General features: G+C 69.6%; 29 protein-coding genes and 2 tRNA genes. 14 read left to right on the forward strand and 17 right to left on the reverse strand.

Annotation, left to right across the window (positions count from 1 at the left end; genetic code table 11):
• The first annotated feature begins 13 nt into the window (after positions 1–13).
• Positions 14–85, forward strand: a tRNA-Thr gene (locus tag ACWIDW_RS08215).
• A 59-nt stretch (positions 86–144) separates the two neighbouring features.
• Here ACWIDW_RS08215 and ACWIDW_RS08220 read toward each other — a convergent pair.
• Both ACWIDW_RS08220 and ACWIDW_RS08225 read right to left on the reverse strand, forming a co-directional pair.
• On the reverse strand, positions 145–282 hold the full coding sequence (locus ACWIDW_RS08220; protein WP_454124370.1) for a putative transporter small subunit: 138 nt from the start codon (positions 280–282) through the stop codon (positions 145–147).
• Between the two features lies 1 nt (position 283).
• The gene (locus tag ACWIDW_RS08225; RefSeq protein WP_454124514.1) at positions 284–1,948 is read right to left on the reverse strand and encodes a sodium:solute symporter family protein; all 1,665 of its coding nucleotides are present in this window, start codon (positions 1,946–1,948) and stop codon (positions 284–286) included.
• A gap of 506 nt (positions 1,949–2,454) precedes the next feature.
• On the opposite strand from ACWIDW_RS08225, the gene ACWIDW_RS08230 reads away from it, so the two are divergent.
• On the forward strand, positions 2,455–3,033 hold the full coding sequence (locus ACWIDW_RS08230) for an isochorismatase family protein (RefSeq protein WP_454124371.1): 579 nt from the start codon (positions 2,455–2,457) through the stop codon (positions 3,031–3,033).
• Complete coding sequence (locus ACWIDW_RS08235) at positions 3,030–3,230, forward strand: hypothetical protein (RefSeq protein WP_454124372.1); 201 nt, start codon at positions 3,030–3,032, stop codon at positions 3,228–3,230. The genes ACWIDW_RS08230 and ACWIDW_RS08235 overlap by 4 nt, the downstream gene beginning before the upstream one ends.
• Before the next feature lie 48 nt (positions 3,231–3,278).
• Here the strand turns inward: ACWIDW_RS08235 and ACWIDW_RS08240 are convergent, their stop codons facing one another.
• From ACWIDW_RS08240 to ACWIDW_RS08255, 4 genes are read right to left on the reverse strand one after another with little or no spacing between them, the layout of a single operon-like run.
• Positions 3,279–3,980 (reverse strand): hypothetical protein, encoded by a 702-nt coding sequence (locus ACWIDW_RS08240; protein WP_454124373.1) that lies wholly within the window; start codon positions 3,978–3,980, stop codon positions 3,279–3,281.
• A 56-nt stretch (positions 3,981–4,036) separates the two neighbouring features.
• A complete protein-coding gene (locus tag ACWIDW_RS08245) occupies positions 4,037–5,380 on the reverse strand; it encodes a sensor histidine kinase (protein WP_454124374.1) in 1,344 nt (447 codons plus the stop codon).
• Positions 5,377–6,060 carry a response regulator transcription factor gene (locus tag ACWIDW_RS08250; RefSeq protein WP_454124376.1) on the reverse strand — a complete coding sequence of 228 codons (684 nt, stop codon included), beginning with the start codon at positions 6,058–6,060 and terminating at the stop codon, positions 5,377–5,379. Before ACWIDW_RS08250 ends, ACWIDW_RS08245 begins: the two co-directional genes overlap by 4 nt.
• Before the next feature lie 54 nt (positions 6,061–6,114).
• The gene (locus tag ACWIDW_RS08255) at positions 6,115–6,663 is read right to left on the reverse strand and encodes a type 1 glutamine amidotransferase domain-containing protein (protein WP_454124378.1); all 549 of its coding nucleotides are present in this window, start codon (positions 6,661–6,663) and stop codon (positions 6,115–6,117) included.
• Between the two features lie 116 nt (positions 6,664–6,779).
• Here ACWIDW_RS08255 and ACWIDW_RS08260 point away from each other — a divergent pair, with 116 nt between their 5' ends.
• Positions 6,780–7,439: an IMPACT family protein gene (locus tag ACWIDW_RS08260; protein WP_454124380.1), complete on the forward strand. Its 660-nt coding sequence runs from the start codon at positions 6,780–6,782 to the stop codon at positions 7,437–7,439.
• Here ACWIDW_RS08260 and ACWIDW_RS08265 read toward each other — a convergent pair.
• Positions 7,420–7,626, reverse strand: coding sequence for a hypothetical protein (locus tag ACWIDW_RS08265; RefSeq protein WP_413634515.1), 207 nt, complete (start codon positions 7,624–7,626; stop codon positions 7,420–7,422). The two genes, ACWIDW_RS08260 and ACWIDW_RS08265, sit on opposite strands and share 20 nt — an antisense overlap.
• A 25-nt stretch (positions 7,627–7,651) precedes the next feature.
• On the opposite strand from ACWIDW_RS08265, the gene ACWIDW_RS08270 reads away from it, so the two are divergent.
• Positions 7,652–8,176: a CGNR zinc finger domain-containing protein gene (locus ACWIDW_RS08270; protein ID WP_452322079.1), complete on the forward strand. Its 525-nt coding sequence runs from the start codon at positions 7,652–7,654 to the stop codon at positions 8,174–8,176.
• Positions 8,177–8,183: 7 nt separating this feature from the next.
• On the opposite strand, the gene ACWIDW_RS08275 is transcribed toward ACWIDW_RS08270, so the two are convergent.
• Positions 8,184–9,011: a serine hydrolase domain-containing protein gene (locus ACWIDW_RS08275; protein ID WP_454124382.1), complete on the reverse strand. Its 828-nt coding sequence runs from the start codon at positions 9,009–9,011 to the stop codon at positions 8,184–8,186.
• Between the two features lie 110 nt (positions 9,012–9,121).
• Here ACWIDW_RS08275 and ACWIDW_RS08280 point away from each other — a divergent pair, with 110 nt between their 5' ends.
• Positions 9,122–9,604 carry a hypothetical protein gene (locus ACWIDW_RS08280; protein WP_454124384.1) on the forward strand — a complete coding sequence of 161 codons (483 nt, stop codon included), beginning with the start codon at positions 9,122–9,124 and terminating at the stop codon, positions 9,602–9,604.
• Here the strand turns inward: ACWIDW_RS08280 and ACWIDW_RS08285 are convergent.
• Entirely contained in the window at positions 9,561–9,890 is a 330-nt protein-coding gene (locus tag ACWIDW_RS08285) for a hypothetical protein (RefSeq protein ID WP_454124386.1), read from the reverse strand. The genes ACWIDW_RS08280 and ACWIDW_RS08285 overlap by 44 nt on opposite strands.
• Positions 9,891–10,054: 164 nt before the next feature.
• On the opposite strand from ACWIDW_RS08285, the gene ACWIDW_RS08290 reads away from it, so the two are divergent.
• Positions 10,055–10,126: transfer RNA gene (locus ACWIDW_RS08290), tRNA-Lys, on the forward strand.
• Positions 10,127–10,319: 193 nt separating this feature from the next.
• On the opposite strand, the gene ACWIDW_RS08295 is transcribed toward ACWIDW_RS08290, so the two are convergent.
• Positions 10,320–10,982: a fasciclin domain-containing protein gene (locus tag ACWIDW_RS08295; protein ID WP_452322082.1), complete on the reverse strand. Its 663-nt coding sequence runs from the start codon at positions 10,980–10,982 to the stop codon at positions 10,320–10,322.
• Between the two features lie 159 nt (positions 10,983–11,141).
• Here ACWIDW_RS08295 and sigK point away from each other — a divergent pair, with 159 nt between their 5' ends.
• The 4 genes from sigK to ACWIDW_RS08315 all read left to right on the forward strand — a co-directional run bounded on the left by sigK (position 11,142) and on the right by ACWIDW_RS08315 (position 14,343).
• The gene (gene sigK / locus ACWIDW_RS08300) at positions 11,142–11,744 is read left to right on the forward strand and encodes an ECF RNA polymerase sigma factor SigK (RefSeq protein WP_454124388.1); all 603 of its coding nucleotides are present in this window, start codon (positions 11,142–11,144) and stop codon (positions 11,742–11,744) included.
• On the forward strand, positions 11,741–12,514 hold the full coding sequence (locus ACWIDW_RS08305) for an anti-sigma factor (protein WP_454124390.1): 774 nt from the start codon (positions 11,741–11,743) through the stop codon (positions 12,512–12,514). The genes sigK and ACWIDW_RS08305 overlap by 4 nt, the downstream gene beginning before the upstream one ends.
• Positions 12,515–12,543: 29 nt before the next feature.
• Positions 12,544–13,173 carry a DNA-directed RNA polymerase subunit beta gene (locus ACWIDW_RS08310; protein WP_454124392.1) on the forward strand — a complete coding sequence of 210 codons (630 nt, stop codon included), beginning with the start codon at positions 12,544–12,546 and terminating at the stop codon, positions 13,171–13,173.
• A 288-nt stretch (positions 13,174–13,461) separates the two neighbouring features.
• Positions 13,462–14,343, forward strand: coding sequence for an aminodeoxychorismate lyase (locus ACWIDW_RS08315; protein WP_454124394.1), 882 nt, complete (start codon positions 13,462–13,464; stop codon positions 14,341–14,343).
• 105 nt (positions 14,344–14,448) lie between these two features.
• Here ACWIDW_RS08315 and pstB read toward each other — a convergent pair whose 3' ends face one another.
• From pstB to ACWIDW_RS08350, 7 genes are all read right to left on the reverse strand, one after another.
• On the reverse strand, positions 14,449–15,228 hold the full coding sequence (gene pstB / locus ACWIDW_RS08320; protein WP_454124395.1) for a phosphate ABC transporter ATP-binding protein PstB: 780 nt from the start codon (positions 15,226–15,228) through the stop codon (positions 14,449–14,451).
• A 28-nt stretch (positions 15,229–15,256) separates the two neighbouring features.
• Positions 15,257–16,339, reverse strand: a complete 1,083-nt coding sequence (gene pstA, locus ACWIDW_RS08325) for a phosphate ABC transporter permease PstA (RefSeq protein ID WP_454124396.1) — start codon at positions 16,337–16,339, stop codon at positions 15,257–15,259.
• A gap of 1 nt (position 16,340) precedes the next feature.
• A complete protein-coding gene (gene pstC, locus ACWIDW_RS08330; RefSeq protein WP_454124398.1) occupies positions 16,341–17,297 on the reverse strand; it encodes a phosphate ABC transporter permease subunit PstC in 957 nt (318 codons plus the stop codon).
• Between the two features lie 98 nt (positions 17,298–17,395).
• Positions 17,396–18,487: a phosphate ABC transporter substrate-binding protein PstS gene (locus tag ACWIDW_RS08335; RefSeq protein ID WP_454124399.1), complete on the reverse strand. Its 1,092-nt coding sequence runs from the start codon at positions 18,485–18,487 to the stop codon at positions 17,396–17,398.
• 147 nt (positions 18,488–18,634) lie between these two features.
• A complete protein-coding gene (locus ACWIDW_RS08340; RefSeq protein ID WP_454124400.1) occupies positions 18,635–19,573 on the reverse strand; it encodes an NUDIX hydrolase in 939 nt (312 codons plus the stop codon).
• Positions 19,570–21,738 (reverse strand): RNA degradosome polyphosphate kinase, encoded by a 2,169-nt coding sequence (locus tag ACWIDW_RS08345; protein WP_454124402.1) that lies wholly within the window; start codon positions 21,736–21,738, stop codon positions 19,570–19,572. Before ACWIDW_RS08345 ends, ACWIDW_RS08340 begins: the two co-directional genes overlap by 4 nt.
• 40 nt (positions 21,739–21,778) lie before the next feature.
• Positions 21,779–22,456, reverse strand: a complete 678-nt coding sequence (locus ACWIDW_RS08350; RefSeq protein ID WP_454124404.1) for a winged helix-turn-helix transcriptional regulator — start codon at positions 22,454–22,456, stop codon at positions 21,779–21,781.
• Between the two features lie 85 nt (positions 22,457–22,541).
• Here ACWIDW_RS08350 and ACWIDW_RS08355 point away from each other — a divergent pair, with 85 nt between their 5' ends.
• The 3 genes from ACWIDW_RS08355 (at position 22,542) to ygfZ (ending at position 24,724) form a co-directional block, all read left to right on the forward strand.
• Entirely contained in the window at positions 22,542–22,835 is a 294-nt protein-coding gene (locus ACWIDW_RS08355; RefSeq protein ID WP_454124405.1) for a hypothetical protein, read from the forward strand.
• Positions 22,836–23,025: 190 nt separating this feature from the next.
• Positions 23,026–23,628, forward strand: coding sequence for an FABP family protein (locus ACWIDW_RS08360; protein WP_454124407.1), 603 nt, complete (start codon positions 23,026–23,028; stop codon positions 23,626–23,628).
• A gap of 1 nt (position 23,629) precedes the next feature.
• Positions 23,630–24,724: a CAF17-like 4Fe-4S cluster assembly/insertion protein YgfZ gene (gene ygfZ / locus ACWIDW_RS08365; protein WP_454124408.1), complete on the forward strand. Its 1,095-nt coding sequence runs from the start codon at positions 23,630–23,632 to the stop codon at positions 24,722–24,724.
• The last annotated feature ends 6 nt before the right edge of the window (positions 24,725–24,730 follow it).

The raw sequence follows: 24,730 nt of genomic DNA on the forward strand, positions 1-24,730 counted from the left end.
GTCCGCTGCGCACGCCACCTTAGCTCAGTGGTAGAGCATCCCACTCGTAATGGGAAGGCCGTCAGTTCGATCCTGACAGGTGGCTCGAGAAAGGCCCGGGATGCACCGCATCCCGGGCCTTCGAGCGTCTCGGCGGCCCTCCGATCAGATGATCGAGCGGCCCTCGGCCTTGGCCTTCTTCGCCTCCTTGGTGAATGCGCGGACGATGACGGTGAGCACACCGGCAACGACCACGGGCCACATCAGCACGTAGCCGGTCAGAGCGATGGTCGACAGTTCCATGTCAGTTCCTCTCGTTCTCAGCGGACAGCGACTCGGTCTCGGTCAACCGCATCAGTTCGGCGTTGAGCTCGCCGGTGTCGACCGAGTCGAAGTCGCCGGTGCGCTGCTTGATCAGCTCGAAGTCGAAGTCCTCCTTCTTGCTCGGCAGGGTGAGGGCGACGCAGACGATGGTCGACACCGCGTACGCGACGAGCGAGCCGGACAGCACCGGGTAGGTGTGCAGGAATCCGATCGCGAAGGGGGCGGATGCCAGCGTCGCGGCCGCTCCGACGATGAGCGCCACACGCTTTCCGAAGAAGCCAAATGCCATCAGCCCCAGCACGACGCCGATGCCGATCGTCGAGATGACGTCCGAGACGATGCCGATCGGGCCGTTCAGGTCGATCCACTCGAAGCGGACCGGCAGGAACGCGGCCAGTGCGACGACCACCGACACCGAGAACGCGAGGTTGGTGACGCGGTTCCAGTAGAAGCTCGCGATCACCGGGAACACCAGCGCACCCCACAGGGCGCCGACGAACACCAGCAGGTCGAGGATGTTCAACTGGCTGCCGGCGAAGTACAGGCCGGCGACCATCGCGACGACCATCGTGATGCGGCCGACGAGCACCATCGTGCGCGGGTTCGCCTTCTTCTTGCCGGCGATGTTCTGCCCGTAGACGTCCGCCATGATGATCGACGACAGAGCCGTCAGGTCGGCATCGGCCGTCGACGACAGCGATCCGATGATCATCACGAAGAACACGCACAGCAGCAGCGGCGACAGGTAGGTCGCAGCCATCTGGGGGATGAGGTTGTTCACGTCGCCACCCGCAGGGGTGACGCCGGCGTACAGGGCGATCACGCCAAGCATCCCGATGCCGATGATCGTCGCGCCGTACCCGAAGGTGGCGGTGATGAAGGTCTTCTTGATGAGGTCCTCGCGCACGGCGAACAGACGCTGCGCGATGGTCTGGTTACCGATCGCGTAGGCGAGCACAGCGGCGATGTACGGCGCGCCCTGGTTGAAGAACGCGTCGGACGAGAAGAAGTCGGCCTGCTGCGGGGTGAGGTTCGACGCCCCCGTCTCGAACAGGCTCGGGCCGCCGGCGGCGAAGAAGACAACAGGGATGATCACGATCACCGCACCGAGCATGGCCACCACCTGCGCGAAGTCGGTGAGCACCGACGCGCGGAATCCCGACCACAGCGTGTACAGCAGCACACCCGCGCCGATGGCGAGGATGCCCTGGCCGAAGCTGAACGGCGAGAGCATCGAGATCAGCGCGCCGCCGGCGATGAGGTTCGAGGTGAGGCTGATGATGCTGCCGAGGACGTTGGATCCGGCGAGCATCAGCTGGCTGGAGCGGCCGTGCCGGGCGAACATCACCTCGGCGATGGTGTGCGCCTTCGGCGCCACCTGGCGGATGCGCCTGCCGAAGGGGTAGATGAGCAGGATCATCAGCGCGCCCCACAGCCCGTAGTGGATGGGGCCGGAGATGCCGTAGGTGTAGCCGGACGTGGCCGAGGCGTACATCGACGACGCCCAGATCCAGGTGGCGGTCATGGACGCGGCCGAGATGCCGAATCCGATCTTGCCGCCGCCGGTCATGTAGCCGTCGGCGTTTTCGGTGCGCTTGCGGATGCGCAGCGACATGTACAGGCTGCCGCCGAAGAACAGCAGCATGAGCAGGACCACGACGGGTCCGGCGAGTGTTTGCAGGTTTTCCACGTTTCTCTCTCTCGTCGAAGGGCCGGCGGCATTGCCGGAGGGCGGAACGAGAGAGCACTAACGGGACGGGAGTGTGGCCTTCAGAGGACCGGTGAGCAGACAGAGGGACGGTGCGGGGGCGAAACGGATTCTGGGCGGCATACGCTTCCTTCTCACGGTGAGCACGCGCGCGGCTGTCGCCTCCGCCGAGAAGCGACGCGCGCGTGCGCGGAAGGTCGGAGCCTTCCGCGCGAGCCGGAGAGAACGGGCGCTGCTCACGACGCAGGCGGTTCGTCGTGGCGCGCCCAGGGGCGGACCTCTGGTCCTCATCCGGGCGGGCGCTCGTCACCGGGCGGCAGCACTCTGCGAGCATGTCCGGCCCGCCTCTCCACGGTAGCAACAGGCCGGGGCAAGTCAAATGCGGGCCGGATCGCGTCACGCTCGAGCCACCGCCGAGCTCGTTCGACGCGTACGCTCGGTGCATGACCAGGGCTCTTCTCATCGTCGACGTGCAGAACGACTTCACCGAGCACGGCGCCCTCGCCGTGGCCGGCGGTGATGCCGTGGCGTCGGGAGTGTCGGCGCTGCTGGCCGACCACGCCGCCGATTACGACGTCATCATCGCGTCGCGGGACTGGCACGACGCCGACAGCGACAACGGCGGTCACATCTCGGCGCAGCCCGACTACGTCGACACCTGGCCCGTGCACTGTGTCGCGGAGACGGAGGGGGCAGCCTACGACCCGCTGCTCGACACGACGGCGATCACGCACCACGTGCGCAAGGGGCAGGGCATCCCGGCCTACTCGATGTTCGAGGGCGTCACCGACGGCGGGGAGCGGACGGCCGAGATCCTCGCCGCGCACGGCGTGACCGACGCCGACGTGGTCGGCATCGCCACCGACCACTGCGTGCGCGCTTCCGCGCTGGACGCGATCGCCCACGGCATCCGGGTGCGCGTGCTCACCGACCTCGTCGCGGGTGTCGCCGCGGAGTCGAGCGAGGCGGCGCTCGCCGAGCTCGCACACGCCGGAGCAGAGCTCTCCCGCGCCGGGCGATGACCGACCGGGTGCGGCCGGACGAGCGCATCGCGCTCGTCGGGCGCGAGCCGTGGATCGACGACGGTCAGGGCTGCGTCGCGTCGACCACGCTCGCTCGAGCGGTGCCCGATCGCGCACTCAGCACCGCGGGCACCGCCCGCAACCGCAAGACCCTGCGCATGCTGGTGCAGCTGACCGCGACCACCGCCCGCGCATGACCGAGCCGGGGACGGCGGCACCGGCCCCGGCTCGGTGAGCTGGTCGAGTCAGCTGTCGATGTCGACCCGGACCACGCCGAGATCGGCATCGAGGTCGACCTCGACGTCGCTCCGGTCGGCGCCACGCAGCTCGACCTCATAGACCGCGCCTGAGCCGCCCGTCGACAGCGCGTGGAACGCGCCCTCCGCCGCGCCCGCGTCGCCGGCGGCCGCCTGGGCTGCGGTGAGGATGTCGCCGAGCCGGGCCAGGTCGATCAGCGGGTCGTCGCCGTCGTCGCCATCCGCGTCGTCGTCTCCGCGCTCGCGCACGGCGCCCTCGGGAGTGACGAACAGGTCGACCTCGGTGCCGTCGGCCCGGCGGGCACCGATGTCGTACCCGCCGCGCTCGACCTCGATCGAGGTGATCCCCTCGGCCGAGGCATGCGCGATCGCGGCCTCGGCGGCCGAGCGCAGCGCGGCGGCATCGGCGGGAGCCCACGCTGCGCCGCCGTCACCGCCATGGTCGTCGTCGTCATCGTGAGAGCCGAGCGCGTGGATGCCGGGCCGGTCGTCGTCATCGTCGCCCACTGCGGCACCGATCGCGTACGCGCCGCCGCCGACGGCGAGCAGCGCGACAGCGGCGCCGGCGCCGATCAGGAGGGTGCGGGTGCGGCGCCGTCCGCGAGCGGGGATCTTCGCCTCAGCGTCGGCGCCGGCGGGGGAATCGGCGGGAGCGGTCGAGGGGGCGGGGGTCTTCTCGTCGTTGTCCATGTCTCCACTGTGCTCGGCGGGCGGTGAAGCGCTCCTGAAACCACCTGAAGCGACGTTCAGGATGCCGGAGAGCGGGGGAGGGAGAGGGTCATCAGCGCCCCTCCGTCGGAGCCCTCGGACGCGGTGACCGTTCCCCCGTGCGCCAGCGCGATCTCCCGCACGATGGCGAGTCCGAGACCGCTGCCACCGGCATCCCTCGCCCTCGCCTCGTCGAGGCGCACGAAGCGGTCGAAGATGTGCTCGCGGTCGTCGACCGGGATGCCGGCGCCGTCGTCCTCGACCTGCAGCAGCACGCTGTCGCCTCGCTCGTCGACGCGGAGGGACACCCGCTCACGAGCATGGCGAGCGGCGTTGTCGGCGAGGTTGCGCACCGCGCGGGCGAGCAGCGCGGCGTTGCCCACGACACGGCCGGGGCCGATCCCGCTCGCGTCGACGGTGACGCCCATGCCGCGCAGCCGGTGCGCCTCGGCGAGGGCGATGTCGTCCATGTCGGTGGGGGCCATGGGCGCGTCGCGTCCTTCGTCGAGCCGGGCCAGCAGCAGCAGACCTTCGACGAGCTCCTGCATCCGCTCTCCCTCGTCGAGCACGACGCGGCTCAGGACGGGCAGCGAACTCGCCTCGGGATGCGCTGCCGCCAGTTCGGCGTGCTGCCGGATGGTCGCCAGGGGCGAGCGCAGCTCGTGCGACGCGTCGCTGACGAACCGGCGCTGCGTGATCTGCGACTGCTCCAGACGATCCAGCATCCGGTTCATCGTCCGGGCGAGCGCGCCCAGCTCGTCGTCCCGCGCCGCATCCACTCGTCGGTCGAGGCCGGCCGCGTCGATGGCATCCACCTGCCGGCGCAGCCGCTCGACGGGAGCGAGCGCGCGGGCCGCCACCGCCCACATGACCAGACCGACGAGGCCGAGCACGAGCGGCACGGCGACGGAGAGCAGCACGGCTGACGCCGACACCGCCTCGTCGACGCCGGCCAGCGGTCGCGCCACGGTGAGCGTGCCGCGATCGGTCTCCTCGCTCGCGGCGAGGTAGGGATCGCCGTCGACCTCGACGCGCTGCGTGTGATCCTCCCGCACGATGGGAAGCGTCCGTGCGTCGTCGTCGTTCACCTGTTGCGTGCCGGCGCCTGCGCTGTCGCCGTCGCGCTCGCCGCCGCGGCCGTCGTCGGAACCCTGCAGCCGCACGAGGATGTCGTCGTCGATGGCATCCACCCGCCCCTGGCCGCGGTCCAGCTGCGCGGAGATCGTGTCGAGATCCTGCTGCACGGCCGCGGCGACGCCGTCGGTCAGCGTGACGCGCAGCACCTGCACGGCGGCGAACGACCCGGCGATCAGGGCGACGGCGACGATCAGGAGCGCGCCGAGGGTGAGGCGGGAGCGGATGGAGCGCAGCGGGGAGGTCATGCCGTGGCATCCCTCCCCGTCAGGCGATAGCCGGCGCCGCGGACGGTCTGGATGCTCTCCCGGTCGAACGGGCGGTCGACTTTGGCGCGCAGGTGCCCGATGTAGACCTCGACGATGTTCGCGTCGCCGTCGAAGTCGGCGCCCCACACGTTCGCGATGATCTCGGCTTTGGTGACCACCTCGTCGCGGCGGCGCATCAGGAAGTCGAGCACGGCGAGCTCCCGCGCCGTGAGCGAGACCTCGGCCTCGCCGCGGAACACCCGCCGAGCGGCGGGGTCGAGTCGCAGGTCGCCCGCCTCGAGCACGGGCGGACGCTCGCGGCCGCCGCGGCGCACCAGGGCCCGAAGCCGAGCGACGAGAACCGGGTACGAGAACGGCTTGGTCAGCCAGTCGTCACCGCCGGTGTCGAGTCCCTCGACCTCGTCCCACTCGCCGTCCTTCGCGGTGAGGAAGAGCACGGGCGTCCAGTCGCCTTCGGCGCGCAGCGCCTGGCACAGCCGGTAGCCGCTCATACCGGGCATCATGACGTCGAGCACGATCGCGTCGTAGTCGGCGTCACGCGCCTGGGCGAGGCCGTCGACGCCGTGATGTGCGACGTCGACGACCATGCCCTCAGCCTCGAGCCCGCGACGGATGCCGTCGGCGAGGCGCACTTCGTCGTCGACGAGCAGGATCCGCATGCTCACAGTCTGTCGACTGGATCCTGAAGCGCAACTGAAGTGCGGCCGCGCCGATCAGGCGTGCTGCTCGCGGTGCCTGCCCTCGCCGATCTCCTCGACCACCTTCGCGCAGAACGCCGGCAGGTCGTCGGGGGTGCGGCTGGAGACCAGACCCGCGTCGACGACGACCTCCTCGTCGACCCAGGTGGCCCCTGCGTTGCGCAGGTCGGTCGTCAGGCTCGGGTAGCTGGTGAGGGTGCGGCCGTCGACGACGCCCGCCTCGATGAGGATCCACGCGCCGTGGCAGATGACGCCGACCGGCTTGTGCTGCTCGAAGAAGGCCCGCGCGAGCTCGATCGAGTCGCGATCCATGCGCAGGTGGTCGGCGTTCACGACGCCGCCGGGCAGCACCAGGGCGTCGAAATCGTCGGCTGAGGCAGCGGAGGCGGCGAGGTCGACGGGCTGCGCGTGCCCGTTCTTGCCGGTGATCTCGCCGGACTCCGGCGACACCATGGTCGCCGTTCCACTGGCGTCTGTCACCGCCCGCCACGGCTCGGTGAGCTCGCTGTCTTCGAAGCCGTTCGTCGCGAGGAAGGCGACCTTCGCGTCGGAGATGCTCGTCATGATGCGTCCTTTCGATCGGGATGGGTGCTGCCACTCTGCGACGGAGCGGCACATCCGGGCAGGGGATGGTCAGGTGCGGTGACGCGTGATACGCGGTGGGTGCCTACGCTGGAGGGGTGTCCCTGCCGTCGCCTCCGCTGCCCGCGACGATCGCCGCCGCCGTCGAGCACGAGCTGGTGATCCGCAAGTCGCGGTTTCTGACGCTCGTCGCACCGGTGGAGACGCCCGACGCGGCCGATCAGGTGATCGCCGGGGTGAAGAAGCGATATTGGGATGCCGCGCACAACTGCAGTGCGCAGGTCACCGGTCTGCACGGCGATCGCGCCCGGTCGTCGGATGACGGCGAACCGTCGGGCACGGCGGGCATCCCGATGCTCGAGGTCTTGCGACGCCGCGAGCTGACCGACGTCGTTGCCATCGTGACCCGGTATTTCGGCGGGATCAAGCTCGGTGCCGGCGGGCTCGTGCGCGCGTACTCGTCCGCCGTGTCGCAGGCGCTCGACCTGGCGAGTCCGGTTGATCGGCGGGTGCTGGATCAGGTGGTCCTGGCCGCTCCGCATGCGGATGCCGGGCGCTTCGACAACCTGCTGCGCGACTGGACGGCGCGCAGCGGGGCGGTGCTCGGCGAGACCACGTACGCGGCCACGGCGGAGTTCGAGGTGTGGGCGCCGGCCGAGGCCGTGCCGGGTCTGCAGGCCGAGATCGCCGCGCTGTCGGCCGGAGCGGTGGCAGCCGTCGGCACGGGCGTGCAGCGGGTCATCGACGTGCCGCGCTGACCGGACGGCTCTGCGCGCTCGGTGGCAGGTCGGGCGCGCCGCGCACGTCGACGCGCCGCGCGCCACAGGTGGCGCAGCGTACGTACACCACCTCGCCCTGCGAGGTGGGATGCGCGGATTCTGTGGTCCAGCCGTGCTCGTGCACGGCGGCGAGGGTGGGGAGCGGAAGAGTGCGGGAAGCGGTCATGCCTCCACGATGATGTAATGCTGTTATGCATCTCAACCCTTACGGCGAGTACGCGGTACTGCTGGCTGCGTCACTCGCTGACGACTGGCCCGCCGACCGCGCCGGCATCGAGCAGCGCACCCGGGACTTCGGCATGACCATGGCTTTCGAGAAGACGGCCGACGACCACCCGCGCGTGCGCGAGGTCGTCGACGCGTGGTTGAAGGTGGTGGATGCCGAGACACACGAGCATCGCGCGATGATCCTGAACGCGCAGATGGCGGCCGCGGCGGCGTTCCCGCAGCTGACCGATCACGACGGGGAGGGATGGCACCTGCACTATCGTGACGCCGGTCAGAGCCTCCCGGCCGTGCTCGAGGCCGTGATCAGCGTTGGGACAGCGCTGCATCTCGCTGGCCGCGGGATGCACCGGCTCGGTCGCTGCGCGGCATCCCCGTGCCGACGAGTGGTCGTCGACGTCACCCGCAACGGTCGGCAGCGGTACTGCTCGGTGCGCTGTGCCAACCGGGATGCCGTCCGGCGACACCGTGCCCGCAGCGCGTCGCCGTGACAGTGACTCAACCGCGGAGGGCGGCGAGCACGGAATCCGACAGTGGCGGCCACGCCTCCACCGCCCACGGGCCGAAGTCCCGGTCGGCGAGCGCGACGCAGGCCGCCTGCGCCTGCGGATCGACCCAGAGGAACGTGCCGCTCTGCCCGAAGTGGCCGAACGTCGCGGGGGAGTTGGCCGTCGACGTCCAGTGCGGCGTCTTGCCGTCGCGCAGCTCGAAACCCAGCCCCCAGTCGTTCGGCCGCTGCACGCCATAGCCGGGCAGCACCCCGTCGAGGCCGGGGAACGCGACGGTCGTCGCGAGCGCCAAGGTCTGCGGCGCGAGCAGCGCGGGGCGCTGCAGCTCTGCGGCGAAGCGCGCGAGGTCGCCGGCGGTGGACTCTGCCCCGGCGCCGGCCGATCCGATCAGCCTCGTCGACGCCATGCCGAGGGGCGCGAACACGGCCTCGTCGATGTACGTGGCGAGAGGGATCTCGGCGCGCTCCTCGAGCGTCTGCGCGAGCACGTCGAAGCCGAGGTTGGAGTAGATCCGGCGGGTGCCGGGCTCGGCGCGCACCTTGTCTTCCGAGAAGTCGAGCCCGGAGGTGTGGGCGAGCAGGTGCCGCACGGTGGAACCGGGAGGGCCGGCCGGGTCGTCGAGGTCGAAGACGCCCTCCTCGACGGCGATGAGCACGGCGTAGGCGGTGAGGGGTTTGGTGACGGAAGCCAGGCGGTAGACCCGATCGAGCTCGCCGTGCGATCCGAGGACGGAGCCGTCGGCGCCGACGACCACGGCCGCGGCGTTGTCGACCGGCCAGCCGTCGATCAGATTCAGGGCGTCGTCGATGGCGGTCATGCGTCCTCCCGGATGTCGTGCACTGCGCGCGTCCCTCGCACGGAGAGCGCGATGGCATCCTCCCACACCGCTTCCGTTCGCCGCCGGTGTGCGCATGCGATGATCTGCATATGAATGCGCGAGTGTCAGCGACGGCCGCGGTGCTCGCCGGCCTCGCCCTCATCCTCTTCCCGCTTCTCGCGCTGGCGGCGAAACTCGTCTTCCCCGGGTGGATGCTGGTGCTGGCGATCTGGAGCAGCTGGATGCTGCTACCCGGCTACATCGTGCAGATCGTGGTGGCGGCGAACGGCCTGCTTCGCCGGAACGGCGTGCTGCGCAGGGCGACCGGCGGGTGGCGGGCGATCATCGCCGCGTGGGTCACCTCGATCGGCATCCTCGGCGTCGGCTTCTTCCTCATCGACGGCGGCGACGACGGCCGTGCCGAATCGGCGATGACGGTCGTGCTCGGTCTGACCGGATCGGTGCAGGCGGGGGACGTGTCGATGATCCTCGCCCTGATCTCGGGCTTCCTCTGGCTCGCAGGCTGGGTCTGGCTCGTCGTCGAGTGGATCATTCAGCTGGTGCTCGCTCGTCAGGTGCGCACGCTCGCCTGACCGCGTCGCCTCGCCACGTGCGCGGCATCCGGTCATATGTGGCGATGGCGTGACAGTTCCGGCAGCGCACGTCGCACTTCGCGATCTCCGCGGCGATGGTGGGGATGCTGAAACCGTTGCGCACGAGTTGCATCACACCGTCTCGCTTGGTCGAATCAGGTCGGTGATCGAAATCGAGCACGCGCAGATCAGCAACGCCGCAGTCGATGCACGGATGCTCCCGAAGGTAGTCGGCGACGAACGCCTGAGACGCGAGACGACGAGCATCAGAGCGCAGTCGGATCACGCGGATATGGTGTTCCCGATTCTCTCGGTAGTACTTTCTGGATGACGCCCGGTTGCACTCCCGGCAGACCTCCTGGAGTCCGTCCGGTCGGGCGGACTTCCGGTTGAAATCGGTGAGTGGTTTAGACTCCTGACAGGTGCCGCACCGTTTCTCGGGCGGCATCTGCCCCCGTAGCTCAGAGGCAGAGCAACCGGCTTTTAACCGGTGGGTCGGGATGTCGGAATTCCCCGGGGGCACCTTTTCGGCTGTCATTGCAGCGTCCTTCCGTTGCAGACGACGCTAGCCACGGCATCCGACATCTCGACGGGGAGTGCACCATGCGCGCGCGAAGAGGCGCCCGTCGATTCCTCGCCGACGGGCGCCTCCGATCAGCCTGCGGATCCCCACCGGGCTGATCTCACCGCGTCACTCCTGCGCGGTGCCTGTGGGTCACTGGGCCGGCGGCATCAGGACCGAGTCGATCAGGTAGACGGTGGCGTTGGCGGTCTGCACGCCACCGCAGATGACCTTCGCGTCGTTCACCATCCAGTCGTCGCCCGAGCCGGTGACCTCGAGCTCGGCGCCCTGCACCGTCTTGTGCATGCCCTCGATGTCGGCCGGCGCGATCTGGCCGGGCACGACGTGGTAGGTCAGGATCGACGTCAGCGTGGCGGAGTCGGTCTTCAGGCTCTCGATCGTCGCCGGGTCGATCTTGGCGAACGCGTCGTCGACCGGCGCGAACACGGTGAACTCGTCGCCGTTGAGCGTGTCGACGAGGTTCACGTCGGGGTTCAGCTGGCCGCTGACGGCCGAGACGAGCGTGGTCAGCAGCGGGTTGTTCGACGCGGCCGTGGCGACCGGATCCTGCGACATGCCCTCGACCGAGCCCGCTCCGTCCGGCACCTGCTCGGCGTAGGCCTCACAGCCCGGCCCGACGAGGTTCGCAGCCGGATCCATGGTCTCAGGGGCGTCGGACATCTCGGACGTCTCGGCCGGCTTCGGCTCCGACGACTCCATGTCCGACCCGCCTCCCATCGTGCAGCCCGACAGGACGAGGGCGCCGACGAAACCGAGCGAGAGAGCGGCGGTGATCTTCTTCTTGGTGCTGAGCATTTCAACCTCCGGGGTTCCGTGCCGCGGACCTCCCGCGGCGTCGACGGTTGTTCGGAACCCCTCCGAGATCGGATGGGAATCAATCCGAATCGATTTCCCGACCCGAAGAATCCGTGACGGATGGCGGGTGGCGCTCACTCCGGAGAGGAGGGATGAGGCATGCTTGTCGAGATGGTTATCGACGGGGTAGAGGTGCGCGAGGACGGATCGTCCGGCGATCTCGTCGCGGACCTCCTCGTCCGCGTCGCGCACGCCGATCAGCGTGCCTTCGCCGCGCTCTACGATCTGCTCTCGTCGCGAGTGTTCGCGCTCATCCTCAAGGTCGTCGTGAATCGCTCGCAGAGCGAGGAAGTGCTGCAGGAGGTCTTCCTCGAGATCTGGCAATCCGCTTCGAAGTTCGCTCCGAACAGAGGTCAGGGACGTTCCTGGATCTTCACGATCGCCCACCGCCGGGCCGTCGACCGGGTGCGCTCGTCGCAGTCCAGCACCGATCGCGACATGCGCGTCGGCGTTCGCGACCTCGGCGGTGAACGGGACGTGGTGCAGGAGGCGGTCGAATCGAAACTGGAAGGCGAGCGCGTGGTATCCGCCCTCGCGACCTTGCCGGAGGCTCAGCAGGAGGCTCTGATCCTGGCCTATTACGGCGGCTACAGCCAGAGTGAGATCGCGGCACTGACGGGAGTGGCGCTCGGAACGATCAAGACGAGAATGCGGGACGGATTGACGCGGTTGCGTGGGGAGATGGGGGTGTCAGCAGCATGAACGAGCAGGAGTTCGCGGAGCTCGCGGCCGCCCACGCCCTCGGCGCCCTGACGGATGCCGACGAGCGGCGGTTCGCCGAGGCGCTCGCCGAGCATCCCGAGTGGCAGGCCATCGCCGACGACGACCACGACACCGTGGCGATCCTCGCCGACGGACTGGCTCCGGTCGCGCCGCCGCCGGCGCTGCGCGCGGCGCTGCTGCAGCAGATCTCCTCTCTGCCGCAGGACGGCGGCGCGGGTTCCGCACGTCCGGATGCTGCCGCCGGTGCGGACGCGGAAACGCGGGCGACCAGCGCACCTGCATCCGCCGCGGCCCCCTGGCGGCGCCGGATCTTCGCGCTCGCCGCGGGGCTCGCGCTGATTGTCGGAGCCGGTGTGGCGACGACGACGGTCGTCTCGCAGCTGCAGCGACCGGCATCCGTCGTCGCGCTCGACGAGATCCGCTCCGCCCCGGATGCCGAGCAGGCGGAGGTGCGGCTCGACTCGGGCGCCACCGCCACCGCGCACTGGTCGGGCGAGGTCGGCAAGGCCGTGCTCGTGGCATCCGGCCTCGACGATCTCGGCGCCGACAAGAGCTACGAGCTGTGGTTCGTGCGCGGTGAGAAGCCGATCGCGGCGGGCGTCTTCAACGCGGACGACGGCACGGCGACGGCGCTGCTCGATGCGCCCATGCACGCGGGTGACGTGATCGCGGTGACGATCGAGCAGGCCGGCGGTTCGCCGTCCGGATTGCCGACGACCGACCCGATCATCGTCATCCCGACGGCCTGAACTGGTCCCACCGGGCGTACCCTTGACGGATGCCCGAGCAGTTCCACCGCCCTGTCCGCAGGCCGCCCACGGCTTTCGACAACATCGTCGGCGAGGCCGATCCGGCCGAGCAGGCGCGCGTCGCCCACGCCACCGCATCCGCTCTGCTCGAGCGCGCGCGCAGCGACGAGTCGGGCGCGATCACCGACCGGCTTCTCGCGTTCGCCGCAGAGAACGGCATCGACGAGATCGCAGAGCTCTGGTCGCATGCGCCCGCCCGCTCACTGCCCGGCGCACTGTGGCGGCTCTACCTGCTGCAGATCGCGATCCGCGCCGATGCGCCGCTGACCGCGCTGCTCTACGAGCGCGGCCGCGTCGAGCTGCGCACCGCCGACGCGGCGATCGCCGGCGCCCCGGCACCCGCCGATCCGAGCGAGCTGGTCGACCTCGTCGACGCGATCCTGCGGGGAGTGTTCCGAGGCGACTTCGCGGTGGCGCTCGAGCGCGCCGCCGCGTACTGCCGGGTGCAGGCATCCGGCGCGACCTACACCGCAGACGACTACGAGCCGACCGAGCCGCAGCGGGCGAGCGATCTCACCCGCCGGGCGCTGCGCCTCACGACCTACGGCGAGGATCTCACCGCCGCTGCCGCCGCATGGCGCCGCGGCATGCTGACCTGAGCCGAACGGCGCGACACTGCCCTGGTCGCCCTGTCGGGAATCTCAGGTCGTCCTGATGCGGCCCGGCGTGTCGAGCGGCGACACGCCGTCTCGGGCGCGGATGCTCTGACGATTCCCGCACGGAGCAGTCGATGCGCGTGAGGGCAGAAGAAAAGCCGGACCGCAAGAACGCCTCTCGGCGGAAGGCCGCTCGCAGCGGCGAATATTGGAGCCCGGGGTTATGCGGCCCGGCCGATCAAGTGTAACGCGTCTGCGGCGCAGGCATTCCCGTCGTCCTAGGCTGTGCACATGTCCTCGCGCTTCGCCCTGATGATCGCCCCCGTCGATGCCGCCGACGACCGTGCGGATTTCGGCGACACGTTCAGGCCGATGGATGTCGCCGCACCGGCGCTCAGCGTGGGCGAGCTCAGCACGCAGCGCGGCGACGGCGTTTTCGAGTCGATCGGCGTCGTCGACGGGCACGCGAACGAGGTCGAGGCGCACGTGCAGCGACTCGCGCACTCCGCGCGCGTGTGCGACCTCCCCGCGCCGAACCTCGCCCAGTGGCGTCAGGCGATCGAGGTCGTCGCCGCACAGGCGCCCGAGGGCGAGGCCGTGATCAAGCTCATCCTCAGCCGCGGGGTCGAGCACGGGCCGGCACCGACCGCGTGGGCGACCGTGGCCGCGGCCCCCGACTTCAGCGCTGTGCGCCGTAACGGGGTGAAGGTCGTCACCCTCGACCGGGGGTACGACCTCGGTGCGGGGGAGCGCGCACCCTGGCTGCTGCTCGGCGCGAAGACCCTGTCGTACGCGGTGAACATGGCAGCCCTCCGCGAGGCCAAGCGGCGCGGAGCCGACGATGCGATCTTCGTCACCCGTGACGGGTACGTGCTCGAAGCGCCGACCGCCTCGCTCATCATCCGCGCGGGCGGCGAGTTCCTCACCCCGGCGCCGGCGGGGGGCATCCTGCACGGAACCACCCAGCTCAGCGTGTTCGAGCACCTGGAGTCCCGCGGATTCCGCACCCGCTACGAGACACTGTCGGCCGCCGACCTGATGACGGCCGACGCCGCCTGGCTGGTGTCGAGCATCCGCCTCGCCGCGCCGATCACGGCTGCCGACGGCGCGCCCCTGGCATCCGACCCCGACCTGACCGCCGAGCTGAACGCCTTCCTGCTCTCCCCGCGCTGACCGCGTCGTCAGACCGAATGCGCCCGAACCGCGTGTCGGTCGGCGACACGCCGATGCGCAAGCGACTGATCCGAAGAGCCCGACAGGCGAGACCGACCCGAGCGACTACCCGAAGCGGCCCGACACGTAGTCCTCGGTGGCCTGCACAGCCGGGGTGGTGAAGATCGTGGCGGTGTCGTCGAACTCGATCAGCTTGCCGGGCTTGCCGGTGCCCGCGATGTTGAAGAACGCCGTCTTGTCGGACACCCGGCTGGCCTGCTGCATGTTGTGGGTCACGATCACGATCGTGTACTCGTTCTTCAGGTCCTGGATGAGCTCCTCGATCGCGAAGGTCGAGATCGGGTCGAGGGCCGAGCACGGCTCGTCCATCAGCAGCACCTCGGGCGACACGGCGATCGCGCGGGCGATGCACAGCCGCTGCTGCTGACCACCCGAGAGGCCGGAGCCCGGCTTGTCGAGACGGTCCTTGACCTCGTTCCAGAGGTTCGCGCCCATCAGCGACTTCTCGACCAGGTCATCCTGATCGCTCTTCGACATCTTGCCGTTGTTGAGCTTCACCCCGGCGAGCACGTTCTCCTTGATCGACATCGTCGGGAACGGGTTCGGGCGCTGGAACACCATGCCCACCTGCCGGCGCACGAGCACCGGATCCACGCCGGGGGCGTACAGGTCTTTGCCGTCGAGCAGCACCTCGCCCTCGACGCGAGCGCCGGGGATGACCTCGTGCATGCGGTTCAGCGTGCGCAGGAAGGTGGACTTGCCGCAGCCCGACGGGCCGATGAACGCCGTCACGCTGCGCGGCTGGATCTCGAGGGAGACGCCCTCGACGGCGAGGAAGTCGCCGTAGTAGACGTTGAGGTCGTTGACTTCGATGCTCTTGGACATGTCGGGTTCCTTCGGGTTCGGGTGCGGCTCAGCGGCCGGCGGTCTTCGGGGCGAACCACTTGGCGATCAGGCGCGCGAGCAGGTTCAGCAGCATGACGATGAGGATCAGGGTGAGCGCACCGGCCCAAGCGCGCGCGACCGAGGCGTCGGCCGCGGTGCCCTGGTTCATGTACGAGTTGTAGACGAACACCGGCAGCGTCATCATCTGACCGTTCACGAGGTTCGTGTTGAGGCTGGCGGTGAAGCCCGCCGTGAGCAGCAGCGGTGCGGTCTCGCCGATGACGCGCGAGATCGCGAGCATCACCGAGGTCGTGATGCCGGCGATCGAGGTGGGCAGCACGATCTTCAGGATGGTCAGCCACTTCGGAACGCCCAGCGCGTACGACGCCTCGCGCAGCTCGTTCGGCACGATCCGCAGCAGCTCCTCGCTGCCGCGCACGACGACCGGCACCATCAGCACCGCCAGCGCGAGCGCGCCCATCAATCCCATCGAGATCCCCGGCCGCACGAGCAGGGCGAAGACCGAGTAGATGAACAGACCGGCGACGATCGACGGGATGCCCGTCATCACGTCGACGAGGAACGTGATGCCCTTCGCGATGCGGCCGCGGCCGTACTCGACGAGATAGATCGATGTCATCAGGCCGACGGGCACGGCGATCAGCGTCGCGGTGAGGGTGACGAGCACCGTGCCCCAGATGGCGTGCACGATGCCGCCGCCCTCGCCGACGACGTTGCGCATCGAGTAGCTGAAGAACTCGGGGTCGAATCGGCTGACGCCGTTGGCGACGACCGTCCACAGCAGCGAGATGAGCGGCAGTAGCGCGACGACGAACGCGGAGCTCACGAGCGCCGTCATCAGCCGGTCGACGGCCTTGCGGCGGCTCTCGGCGATCGACGAGACGACCGTGATGAGGGTCATGTAGATCAGCACGCCGACGATGACGGCGCCGGCGATGTTGACGTCGGCCGGGTCGGCGCCGATGGTGCCGAGGGCGAAGATCGTGAACGAGGTGGCGAGGGATGCCCCGAGCAGGGCCCAAGGCGCCCAGGGGGCGAGCCGGCCGGCGGTGAGCGAGGAGGATGCGCGTGCGGCGCTGAGTGTGGTCATGTCAGTTCGCTCCAGAGAACTCGGCGCGACGAGCGACGATCCAGCGGGCCAGCGCGTTGACGGCGAAGGTCACCACGAACAGCACGAGGCCGGTGGCGATGAGCGTGTTCACGCCCGTGTCGTGCGCCTCGGGGAAGGCGAGCGCGATGTTCGCGGGGATCGGCGTCGGGTTGGTGGCGGTGAGCACGAGGAAGCTGTACACCGCTGCGGGCGAGAGCACCATGGTCACGGCCATCGTCTCGCCGAGGGCGCGGCCCAGGGCGAGCATGACGGCCGAGACCATGCCGCCGCGGGCGAAGGGCAGCACGGCCATGCGGACCATCTCCCAGCGCGTGGCGCCGAGGGCGAGCGCCGCCTCTTCGTGCAGCTTCGGGGTCTGCAGGAACACCTCACGGCAGATGGCGGTCATGATGGGGATGATCATGACGGCGAGCACGACGGCCGCGGTCATGATCGTCTTGCCCGTCGACGAGACCTGGCCGCCGAAGATCGGGATCCAGCCGGCGTTCGTGTTCAGCCAGGCGTAGACCGGCTGCAGCAGGGGTGCGAGCACGAGACCGCCCCACAGGCCGAAGACGACCGAGGGCACTGCGGCGAGCAGGTCGATGACGTAGCCCAGCAGGCCGGCGAGGCGACGGGGTGCGTAGTGCGAGATGAACAGCGCGATGCCGATCGCGATCGGCGTCGCCATGAGCAGCGCGAGGAACGACGCCCAGACCGTGCCGAAGGCGAGCGGTCCGACGTACTCCCAGAACGAGCGACCCTCGAGGATGTGGTTGTCGCTGGTGTCGGGCGCGAACGCCGGCAGGCTCTGGATGATGAGGAACGCGGCCACCGCGGCGAGCACGACGAGGATGATGATGCCGGCGCCGAGTGCGCTGCCCGAGAACACCCGGTCGCCGAGGCGCTGCTTGGCTCTGATCGGGGCAGGCGGTGCCTGCCTGGTCGTCGTGCTCATGGTCTCCGTTTCGGGTCGAAGTTCATATGACGGCGGACTCTCCGATGCCCCCGCGTCGGATCGGACGCGGGGGCACCGGAGTCAGCTGGGAATGATGCTCAGCCGACCTTGATCGCGTCGACGGCGGCGAGCACCTTCTCGCGCAGGCCGTCCGAGATGGGGGCGCTGCCGGCGTTGTCGGCCGCGGCCTGCTGGCCCTCCTCGCTTGCGACGTACTCGAAGTACGACTTCACGAGCTCGGCGGTGTTCTCGTCTTCGTACTGCTCGCACGCGATCAGGTAGCTGACCAGCGCGATCGGGTAGGCGCCTGCGGGAGCGGCCGCCGGGTCGACGTCGAACACGAGGTCGGCGTCTCCGCGCCCCTCCTCGAGCGGCGACGCCTCGACAAGGGCGGCGGCGGCCTCGGCCGAGTAGGCGACGTACTCGCCCTCGACCCCGACCTTGACCTGGCCGAGGCCCTTGGTCTGCGAGGCGTCGGCGTAGCCGATCGCACCGTTGCCGGCCTTGATCGCCTGGACGACACCCGAGGTGCCCTGAGCCGCTTCGCCGCCCTGGATCGGCCACACGCCGTCGGCCTCGTTGGTCCAGACGTCAGGAGCGGTCGCGTTCAGGTATGCGGTGAACGTCTCGGTGGTGCCCGAGTCGTCCGAGCGGTGCACCGGCGAGATGGCCAGGTCGGGCAGCTCGACGCCCTCGTTCTGCGAGGCGATGGCCTCGTCGTTCCAGTTGGTGATGGTTCCGGCGAAGATTCCCGCGATGGTCTTCGCATCGAGGTTGAGCTCGTCGACGCCCTCGAGATTGAACGCGACGGCGACGGGCGAGATGTACAGCGGCACCTCGACGATGCCCTCGGACGAGCAGGTCTTGAATCCGTCGCCGAGCTCGTCGAGCTTGAACGCCCGGTCCGAGCCGATGAAGTCGCTCGCGCCGGCGATGAAGTTCTCACGTCCCGTGCCCGAGCCGGTGGGCTCGTAGTTGATGGTGACGCCGGTGTTCGCGGTCTGGAATGCGGCGACCCAGGCCTCCTGCGCCGCGCCTTGCGACGAGGCGCCGGTGGCCTTCAGGGTGCCCTCGAGACCGGAAGCTGCGGCCGAGTCGCCGGCGGGGCCTTCGTTCGCGGCGCAGCCGGAGAGTGCGAGGGCGGCGACAGCGCCGACAGCGCTGAGACGAGCGATGCGGGTGATCTTCACTGTGGATCCGTTCGATCGGGGAATGTGTATGGCCCGGTGCAGGGCACACAGTGACGGTAGGAGCCCTGGTTAACGAGACTCTCCCCGAGAGGTGAACGGAAGGTGAACGAGGAGGGGCCAGTCGGACCGCACCCTCGGCGCACGGGATCAGATCTTCGGCTCGTGGGTCTCGATCGAGATGATCCCCGAACCGGGGTTCGTGGCAGACAGATGCACGACCGAGAACGCCGCGGGGTTCAGGGCGCTGGCACTGTCGATGTACGAGCCGGGGACGGTTCCGGTGGCGAGGGCGAGTTCTGACAGGATGCCCGGAAGCACCGGCGCATGACTGCACAGCACCGTCGCCTTGCGTGAGCGCACCCGTCGCCCGATCACGGAGCGCACGTCTGCGGTGTCGGCATCCCACGCATCCTGACTGAGCTTCGGCGTCTGCCGGGCCAGCCGGCCCAGCTTGCGCTCGAGAGGGGCGACCGTCTGCGTGCACCGCACGGCGTCGCTGGTGACGATGCGGCGCACGCCGAACGCGCGCAGCGGCCCGACGATCGCCTTCGCCTGACGCAGGCCCTTGTCGGTGAGGGGCCGAGCGGCATCCGCCTCGTGCCAGTCGGATCGCGATACGGCCTTGGCGTGCCGCAGCGCGATGATGGGGAACGTGTACAGCACGCCGTCGTCGATCAGCCGGATGAAGTTGTCGAGGATCTCGACATCGACCGGGTAGCTCAGGTGCTTGCGCGCCTTCTTCAGGCTCACCCATTCGACGCCGGAGATCTCACCGTTCGGCACGAACGACGATGCGCGGATCGCGTCGTCGGTGGCCTCCGCCGCCCAGTAGTGCACGACCTTCTGCCGCTTCGGACGCATCCAGTACTTGCTGACGCCGACCGGCACACCCAGCGAGACCTGGATGCCGGTCTCCTCGCGCACCTCGCGCACGGCGGTCTCGGCGAGCATCTCGCCGGGGTCGACCTTGCCCTTCGGCAGCGTCACGTCGCGGTACTTCGTGCGATGGATCAGCAGCACCCTCAGCTTGTCGTCGACCATCCGCCAGACGATCGCGCCCGCCGCGTAGACCGCCGAGTCGCTCATCGCACCGAGCGCTTGCTGCGTCGCCGGCGGCGCTGCACACTCGCCATCGTCAGATCCTGCAGATCGACCAGGGGCTGTCCGTCGACCTCGGCCACCCGCGTCCACTCCCCGCCCTCGCCCAGATGCCAGGAGTTGGTCTGCGGATCCATCGCCAGGTCGAACAGGTCGTGCAGCTCCTGCAGGTGCGCGGGCTCGCGCAGGCGCACCAGCGCCTCGACGCGGCGGTCGAGGTTGCGGTGCATCATGTCGGCGCTGCCGATGTAGACGATCGGGTCTCCGGCGTTGTCGAACATGAACAGTCGGGAGTGCTCCAGGTACCGGCCGAGGATGCTGCGGACGGTGATGTTGTCGCTCACACCCGGCAGGTCCACCCGCAGGCTGCAGATGCCGCGCACCCAGACATCCACCTTCACCCCGGCCATGCTGGCCCGGTACAGTCCGTCGATGATCTCCTCGTCGACCATCGAGTTGACCTTGATGCGGATGCGGGCGGGCTTGCCCGCCTCGGCGTTCGCCCGCTCCGCGTCGATGTGGCGCATCAGCCCCTTGCGCAGGTGCCGGGGCGCGACGAGCAGGTGCTTGAACTTCTTCTCGATCGCGTATCCGCTGAGCTCGTTGAACAGCCGGGTGAGGTCCTTGCCCACCTGCGGGTCGGCGGTGAACAGCCCGAAGTCCTCGTAGATGCGGCTGGTCTTCGGGTTGTAGTTGCCTGTGCCGATGTGCGAGTAGTGACGCAGCACGCCCTCTTCCTCGCGGATGACGAGCGCGAGCTTGCAGTGCGTCTTCAGCCCGACCAGGCCGTACACCACGTGCACTCCGGCCTTCTCGAGCTTGCGCGCCCAGACGATGTTGTTCGCCTCGTCGAAGCGCGCCTTCACCTCGACGAGGGCGAGCACCTGCTTGCCGGACTCGGCCGCGTCGATCAGCGCCTGCACGATCGGGCTGTCGCCGGAGGTGCGGTACAGCGTCTGCTTGATGGCGAGCACGTGCGGGTCGCGGGCCGCCTGGTCGAGGAAGGCCTGGACGCTCGTCGCGAACGATTCGTAGGGGTGGTGCACGAGCACATCCGCCTTGCCGATCGCGCGGAAGATGTCGGGGCGCTCGTTGCTGTCACCCGGCTGGAACGCCACGGCCGTGGTGGGAACGTGCGGCGGATAGCGCAGATCCGGGCGGTCGAGGCGCCCCAGATCGAACAGCCCGCGCAGGTCGAGCGGCCCGGGCAGCCGATAGACCTCCTGGTCGGTGATGTCGAGCTCCCTGATCAGCAGCTCGAGAGTCACCTCGTCCATGTCGTCGGTGATCTCGAGACGGATCGGCGGCCCGAACCGGCGCCGCAGCAGCTCGGCCTCGAGCGCCTGGATGAGGTTCTCGCTCTCGTCCTCCTCGATCTCGACGTCCTCGTTGCGGGTGAGGCGGAACGCGTGGTGGTCGAGCACCTCCATGCCGGGGAAGAGATCGCCGAGGTGGTTGGCGATGAGCTCCTCGAGCCGGATGAACCGGGTGATCGGACTCGTGCCGGGCACCTCGACGAAGCGCGGCAGCATGGTCGGCACCTTGAGCCGGGCGAAGTCCTGCCGGCCGGTGCGGGCGTTGCGGATGCGGATCGCGAGGTTCAGCGACAGGCCGGAGATGTACGGGAACGGGTGCGCGGGATCGACGGCGAGGGGCATGAGCACGGGGAAGACCTGTGCCTGGAAGTACTCGCCGAGCGCACCGCGCTCGGCGTCGGTGAGGTCGTCCCAGTCGGTGATCTCGATGCCGGCGTCGGCGAGCGCCGGGCGCACGAGGTCGTTCCACGCGGCGGCGTGGCGCAGCTGAAGCGCGTACGCGTCGCGCGAGATGTCGGCGAGCACGTCGCTCGGCGAACGGCCGACGTTGGTCGGCACGGCGAGGCCGGTGAGGATGCGGCGCTTGAGTCCGGCCACCCTGACCATGAAGAACTCGTCGAGGTTGCTGGCGAAGATAGCGAGGAAGTTCGCGCGCTCCAGATCGGGCAGCGAGGGATCCTCGGCGAGTTCGAGCACGCGCTGGTTGAAGGCCAGCCAGCTCAGTTCGCGGTCGTGGTAACGGTGATCGGGGAGCACCGCGTCCGGAGCCTCGTGCGCATCGAAGTCGTCGTCTTCGGCATCCCCGAGGCCGGTGTCGACAAGGGCGGGTTCCATCATGGGGTACATCCTTGCATCCGCCGGAGGCGGATGAGCGAACTCAGTTCGCTGCGGCTGCGGGCTCGTCGTGCAGATTGAACCGGTAGCCGACGTTGCGCACGGTGCCGATGACCTGCTCGGCGTCGCCGAGCTTGGCGCGCAGTCGCCGCACGTGCACATCGACGGTGCGGGTGCCGCCGAAGTAGTCGTATCCCCACACGTCGCTCAGGAGCTGCTCGCGCGTGAAGACCCGGGACGGGTGGGTCGCCAGGAAATGCAGCAGCTGGAACTCCTTGTACGTCAGATCCAGCGGCTTGCCGTGCAGCTTGGCGGAGTACGACTGCTCGTCGATCGTGATGCCCGAGGCCTGAACGTGGGCGGGAGCCGCGGCATCCGCCCGCGCGAGCGCGAGCCGCAGCCTCGCGTCGATCTCGGCGGGCCCCGCCGTGCACAGGATCACGTCGTCGAACCCCCAGTCCGACGCGATCGCACTCAGGCCGCCCTCGGTGACCACGAGCAGCACCGGCGTCTCGGCTCCCGCCGTGCGCAGCAGCCGGCAGGCGGCCCTGGCCGCCACGAGGTCGGCGCGCGCGTCGACGATCACGACGTCGCGCTCGGGCAGATCGAGAAGGCGGGTGGTGTCGAGAGGATGGCGCCGTATGCCGTGCGGCAGCAGCTCGAGCGCGGGCAGTGCCGGATCCCCTTCGGGAGCAGAGGTGAGTGCCAGCACGAGGACCACGCGTCAATGCTAGTGGCGGGCGCTGCCCGCATGACGGGATGCCGAAGCACGGGATGCCCGCAGGCGGGGCCGTTACGATGTCACCATGTCTGAACCGGCCCTCGCCCCGCGCAGCGCCTTCCGCGGCATGGTCGCGGTGTGGATCTTCTCCCTGGTGATCGCGGTCGCTCTCGGCTTCGTGCTTCCCGAGGAGGACAGGGTCGGCTGGCTGCTGATCGCCTTCGGCGGCATCGTGCTCGTCTCGTTCGCCGTGCAGCTCGCCTACGGTCGCGCCGAGGGGTTCATCGTGCGGATGGCGGGAAGCGTCGTCGGTGCCCTGATGATCATGGGCGCGGTCTCGGCCGTGTTCGGGATCGCCGCGCTCGCCTCCGCGCTCTGACCCGGCCTGCACCCGACCGCCGGCGTCCGATCGGACCGCCCAGGGGAGGGGTAGAGTGGTCGGCATGGACCTCGTCGCGCTCGAATTCTTCTACCTCGGCCTGCTGGGGCTGGCGAGCCTCGCGATCGCCTTCGTCTCCGGCGTCGTGCTCGTCAACCTGTTCCGCGGCCAGCGCTGATCCGACGTCGTCGTGATCGAGCTGCCGACCGACCTTCCGGCTGATCTCGCGCCGCTGTCGTGGCTGCTCGGTGTCTGGGAGGGCACCGGCGTGATCGAGTACACCGCGGGCGAGCAGCGCTTCCAGGGTGAGTTCTCGCATCGCGTGAGCTTCACCCACGACGGCGGTCCGCACCTGAGCTACACCGCATCCGCGTCGTTCCTCGGCGCCGAGGGCACCGACGAGCCCGTCTCCCTGCTCGCCGAGACCGGATACTGGCGGCTTGCTCGTCCGCGCACCGATGCCGATCCGGGGCCTGCCCTGCTTCCGCCGACCGCCGAGCCGACGCCGCGGACGGTCGATGACGTCGAGGCGCTGCGCACCGACGACGGATTCCCGCTCGAGGTCTCGGTGACCCACTCCGACGGCACACTCGAGCTGTACCTGGGCCGCATCGCCGGTCCTCGCATCGACATCGCGACGGATGCCGTGGTGCGCCCGGCCGGCGCGAAGGCGTACTCGGCGGCCACCCGCATGTACGGCCTGGTCGACGGTCATCTGCTCTGGGCGTGGGACATCACCGCTCTCGGCGAGAAGCTGAAGTCGCACGCGTCGGCCCGTCTGGCGAAGGTCTGACATGGCGACGTTCGACGGCATCTCCGGCGCGGTGCGCGAGGGCGAACTGATCGCGCACTTCGGCAACCCGCTCATCGAGCAGCGCCTCCTGGCATCCGGCGAGGCGCTCGCGCCTCTGACCGACCGCACGCTCATCGAGGTGTCCGGCGTCGACCGGCTGACGTGGCTCGACTCGATCACCTCGCAGGCGGTGGCCGGGCTGCGCGCGGGCGACAGCACCGAGCTGCTCGTGCTCGACCCGCAGGGCCGGGTCGAGCACGCTGCGGGCGTGTTCGAGGACGGCGCCTCGGTCTGGCTGATCGCCGACGAGGCGGATGCCGAGAACCTGACAGCCTGGCTGCAGCGGATGGTGTTCCGCTCGCGGGTCACGGTCACGCTGCGCCCGGATGCCGCGCTGGTCGGCTTCTTCGCCGGCGGCACCGCCGAGGCACGCACCACGGCATCCGCTCCGAACGGCGTTGCCCTGATCTGGCGCGATCCGTGGGCGCACGTGCAGCCGGGCGGGCACCAGTACGCCGCCGAGGCCGGGCATCCCGCCGCGGACTACGCGTGGAGCGTGGCCGTCGTCGATGACTCCACCGCGCTCGCCGGACCGTTCGCCGGCGCGCTCGCCGCCGAGGCGCTGCGCATCGCGGCCTGGCGGCCGCGCTGGGCCCGTGAGGTCGATGACCGCACCATCCCGCACGAGGCGGACTGGATCCGCAGCGCCGTGCATCTGAGCAAGGGCTGCTATCGCGGGCAGGAGACGGTCGCCAAGGTGCACAATCTGGGGCATCCGCCGCGCCGCCTGGCCGCGCTGCTGCTCGACGGCAGCGACGTCGTGATGCCGTCGCCGGGCGATGTCGTGCTGGCCGGGGATGCCGAGGTCGGGCGCGTCACATCCGTCGCGATGCACCACGAGGACGGCCCGATCGCCCTGGCGATGCTGTCGCGCCGGGCGCCGGTGGGTGAGCTGGTCGTGCGCACGGGCGAGACCCGGATCGCCGCGGCGCAGCAGGTGATCGTGCCGGCCGACGCGGGCGCCACCGCCGACGTGCCGCGTCTGACCCGTCTCTCCCGCCGACCCGCCGGTGAGGACCCTCGCAACCAGCGCTGACCGGCG

This window comes from Microbacterium sp. NPDC055312 (assembly GCF_053645675.1).

Bases quoted from the DNA above. Each gene is read 5' to 3' on its own strand.
- ACWIDW_RS08225 (WP_454124514.1), bottom strand. From the start codon at position 1,948: ATGCTGCTGTTCTTCGGCGGCAGCCTGTACATGTCGCTGCGCATCCGC.
- ACWIDW_RS08315 (WP_454124394.1), top strand. From the start codon at position 13,462: ATGTCCTCGCGCTTCGCCCTGATGATCGCCCCCGTCGATGCCGCCGAC.
- ACWIDW_RS08250 (WP_454124376.1), bottom strand. From the start codon at position 6,060: ATGCGGATCCTGCTCGTCGACGACGAAGTGCGCCTCGCCGACGGCATC.
- ACWIDW_RS08275 (WP_454124382.1), bottom strand. From the start codon at position 9,011: ATGACCGCCATCGACGACGCCCTGAATCTGATCGACGGCTGGCCGGTC.
- sigK (WP_454124388.1), top strand. From the start codon at position 11,142: ATGCTTGTCGAGATGGTTATCGACGGGGTAGAGGTGCGCGAGGACGGA.
- ygfZ (WP_454124408.1), top strand. From the start codon at position 23,630: ATGGCGACGTTCGACGGCATCTCCGGCGCGGTGCGCGAGGGCGAACTG.
- ACWIDW_RS08270 (WP_452322079.1), top strand. From the start codon at position 7,652: ATGCATCTCAACCCTTACGGCGAGTACGCGGTACTGCTGGCTGCGTCA.
- pstC (WP_454124398.1), bottom strand. From the start codon at position 17,297: ATGAGCACGACGACCAGGCAGGCACCGCCTGCCCCGATCAGAGCCAAG.
- ACWIDW_RS08240 (WP_454124373.1), bottom strand. From the start codon at position 3,980: ATGGACAACGACGAGAAGACCCCCGCCCCCTCGACCGCTCCCGCCGAT.
- ACWIDW_RS08355 (WP_454124405.1), top strand. From the start codon at position 22,542: ATGTCTGAACCGGCCCTCGCCCCGCGCAGCGCCTTCCGCGGCATGGTC.
- ACWIDW_RS08305 (WP_454124390.1), top strand. From the start codon at position 11,741: ATGAACGAGCAGGAGTTCGCGGAGCTCGCGGCCGCCCACGCCCTCGGC.
- ACWIDW_RS08310 (WP_454124392.1), top strand. From the start codon at position 12,544: ATGCCCGAGCAGTTCCACCGCCCTGTCCGCAGGCCGCCCACGGCTTTC.
- pstA (WP_454124396.1), bottom strand. From the start codon at position 16,339: ATGACCACACTCAGCGCCGCACGCGCATCCTCCTCGCTCACCGCCGGC.
- ACWIDW_RS08220 (WP_454124370.1), bottom strand. From the start codon at position 282: ATGGAACTGTCGACCATCGCTCTGACCGGCTACGTGCTGATGTGGCCC.
- ACWIDW_RS08340 (WP_454124400.1), bottom strand. From the start codon at position 19,573: ATGAGCGACTCGGCGGTCTACGCGGCGGGCGCGATCGTCTGGCGGATG.
- ACWIDW_RS08280 (WP_454124384.1), top strand. From the start codon at position 9,122: ATGAATGCGCGAGTGTCAGCGACGGCCGCGGTGCTCGCCGGCCTCGCC.
- ACWIDW_RS08345 (WP_454124402.1), bottom strand. From the start codon at position 21,738: ATGATGGAACCCGCCCTTGTCGACACCGGCCTCGGGGATGCCGAAGAC.
- ACWIDW_RS08230 (WP_454124371.1), top strand. From the start codon at position 2,455: ATGACCAGGGCTCTTCTCATCGTCGACGTGCAGAACGACTTCACCGAG.
- ACWIDW_RS08245 (WP_454124374.1), bottom strand. From the start codon at position 5,380: ATGACCTCCCCGCTGCGCTCCATCCGCTCCCGCCTCACCCTCGGCGCG.
- ACWIDW_RS08235 (WP_454124372.1), top strand. From the start codon at position 3,030: ATGACCGACCGGGTGCGGCCGGACGAGCGCATCGCGCTCGTCGGGCGC.
- ACWIDW_RS08265 (WP_413634515.1), bottom strand. From the start codon at position 7,626: ATGACCGCTTCCCGCACTCTTCCGCTCCCCACCCTCGCCGCCGTGCAC.
- ACWIDW_RS08295 (WP_452322082.1), bottom strand. From the start codon at position 10,982: ATGCTCAGCACCAAGAAGAAGATCACCGCCGCTCTCTCGCTCGGTTTC.
- pstB (WP_454124395.1), bottom strand. From the start codon at position 15,228: ATGTCCAAGAGCATCGAAGTCAACGACCTCAACGTCTACTACGGCGAC.
- ACWIDW_RS08255 (WP_454124378.1), bottom strand. From the start codon at position 6,663: ATGACGAGCATCTCCGACGCGAAGGTCGCCTTCCTCGCGACGAACGGC.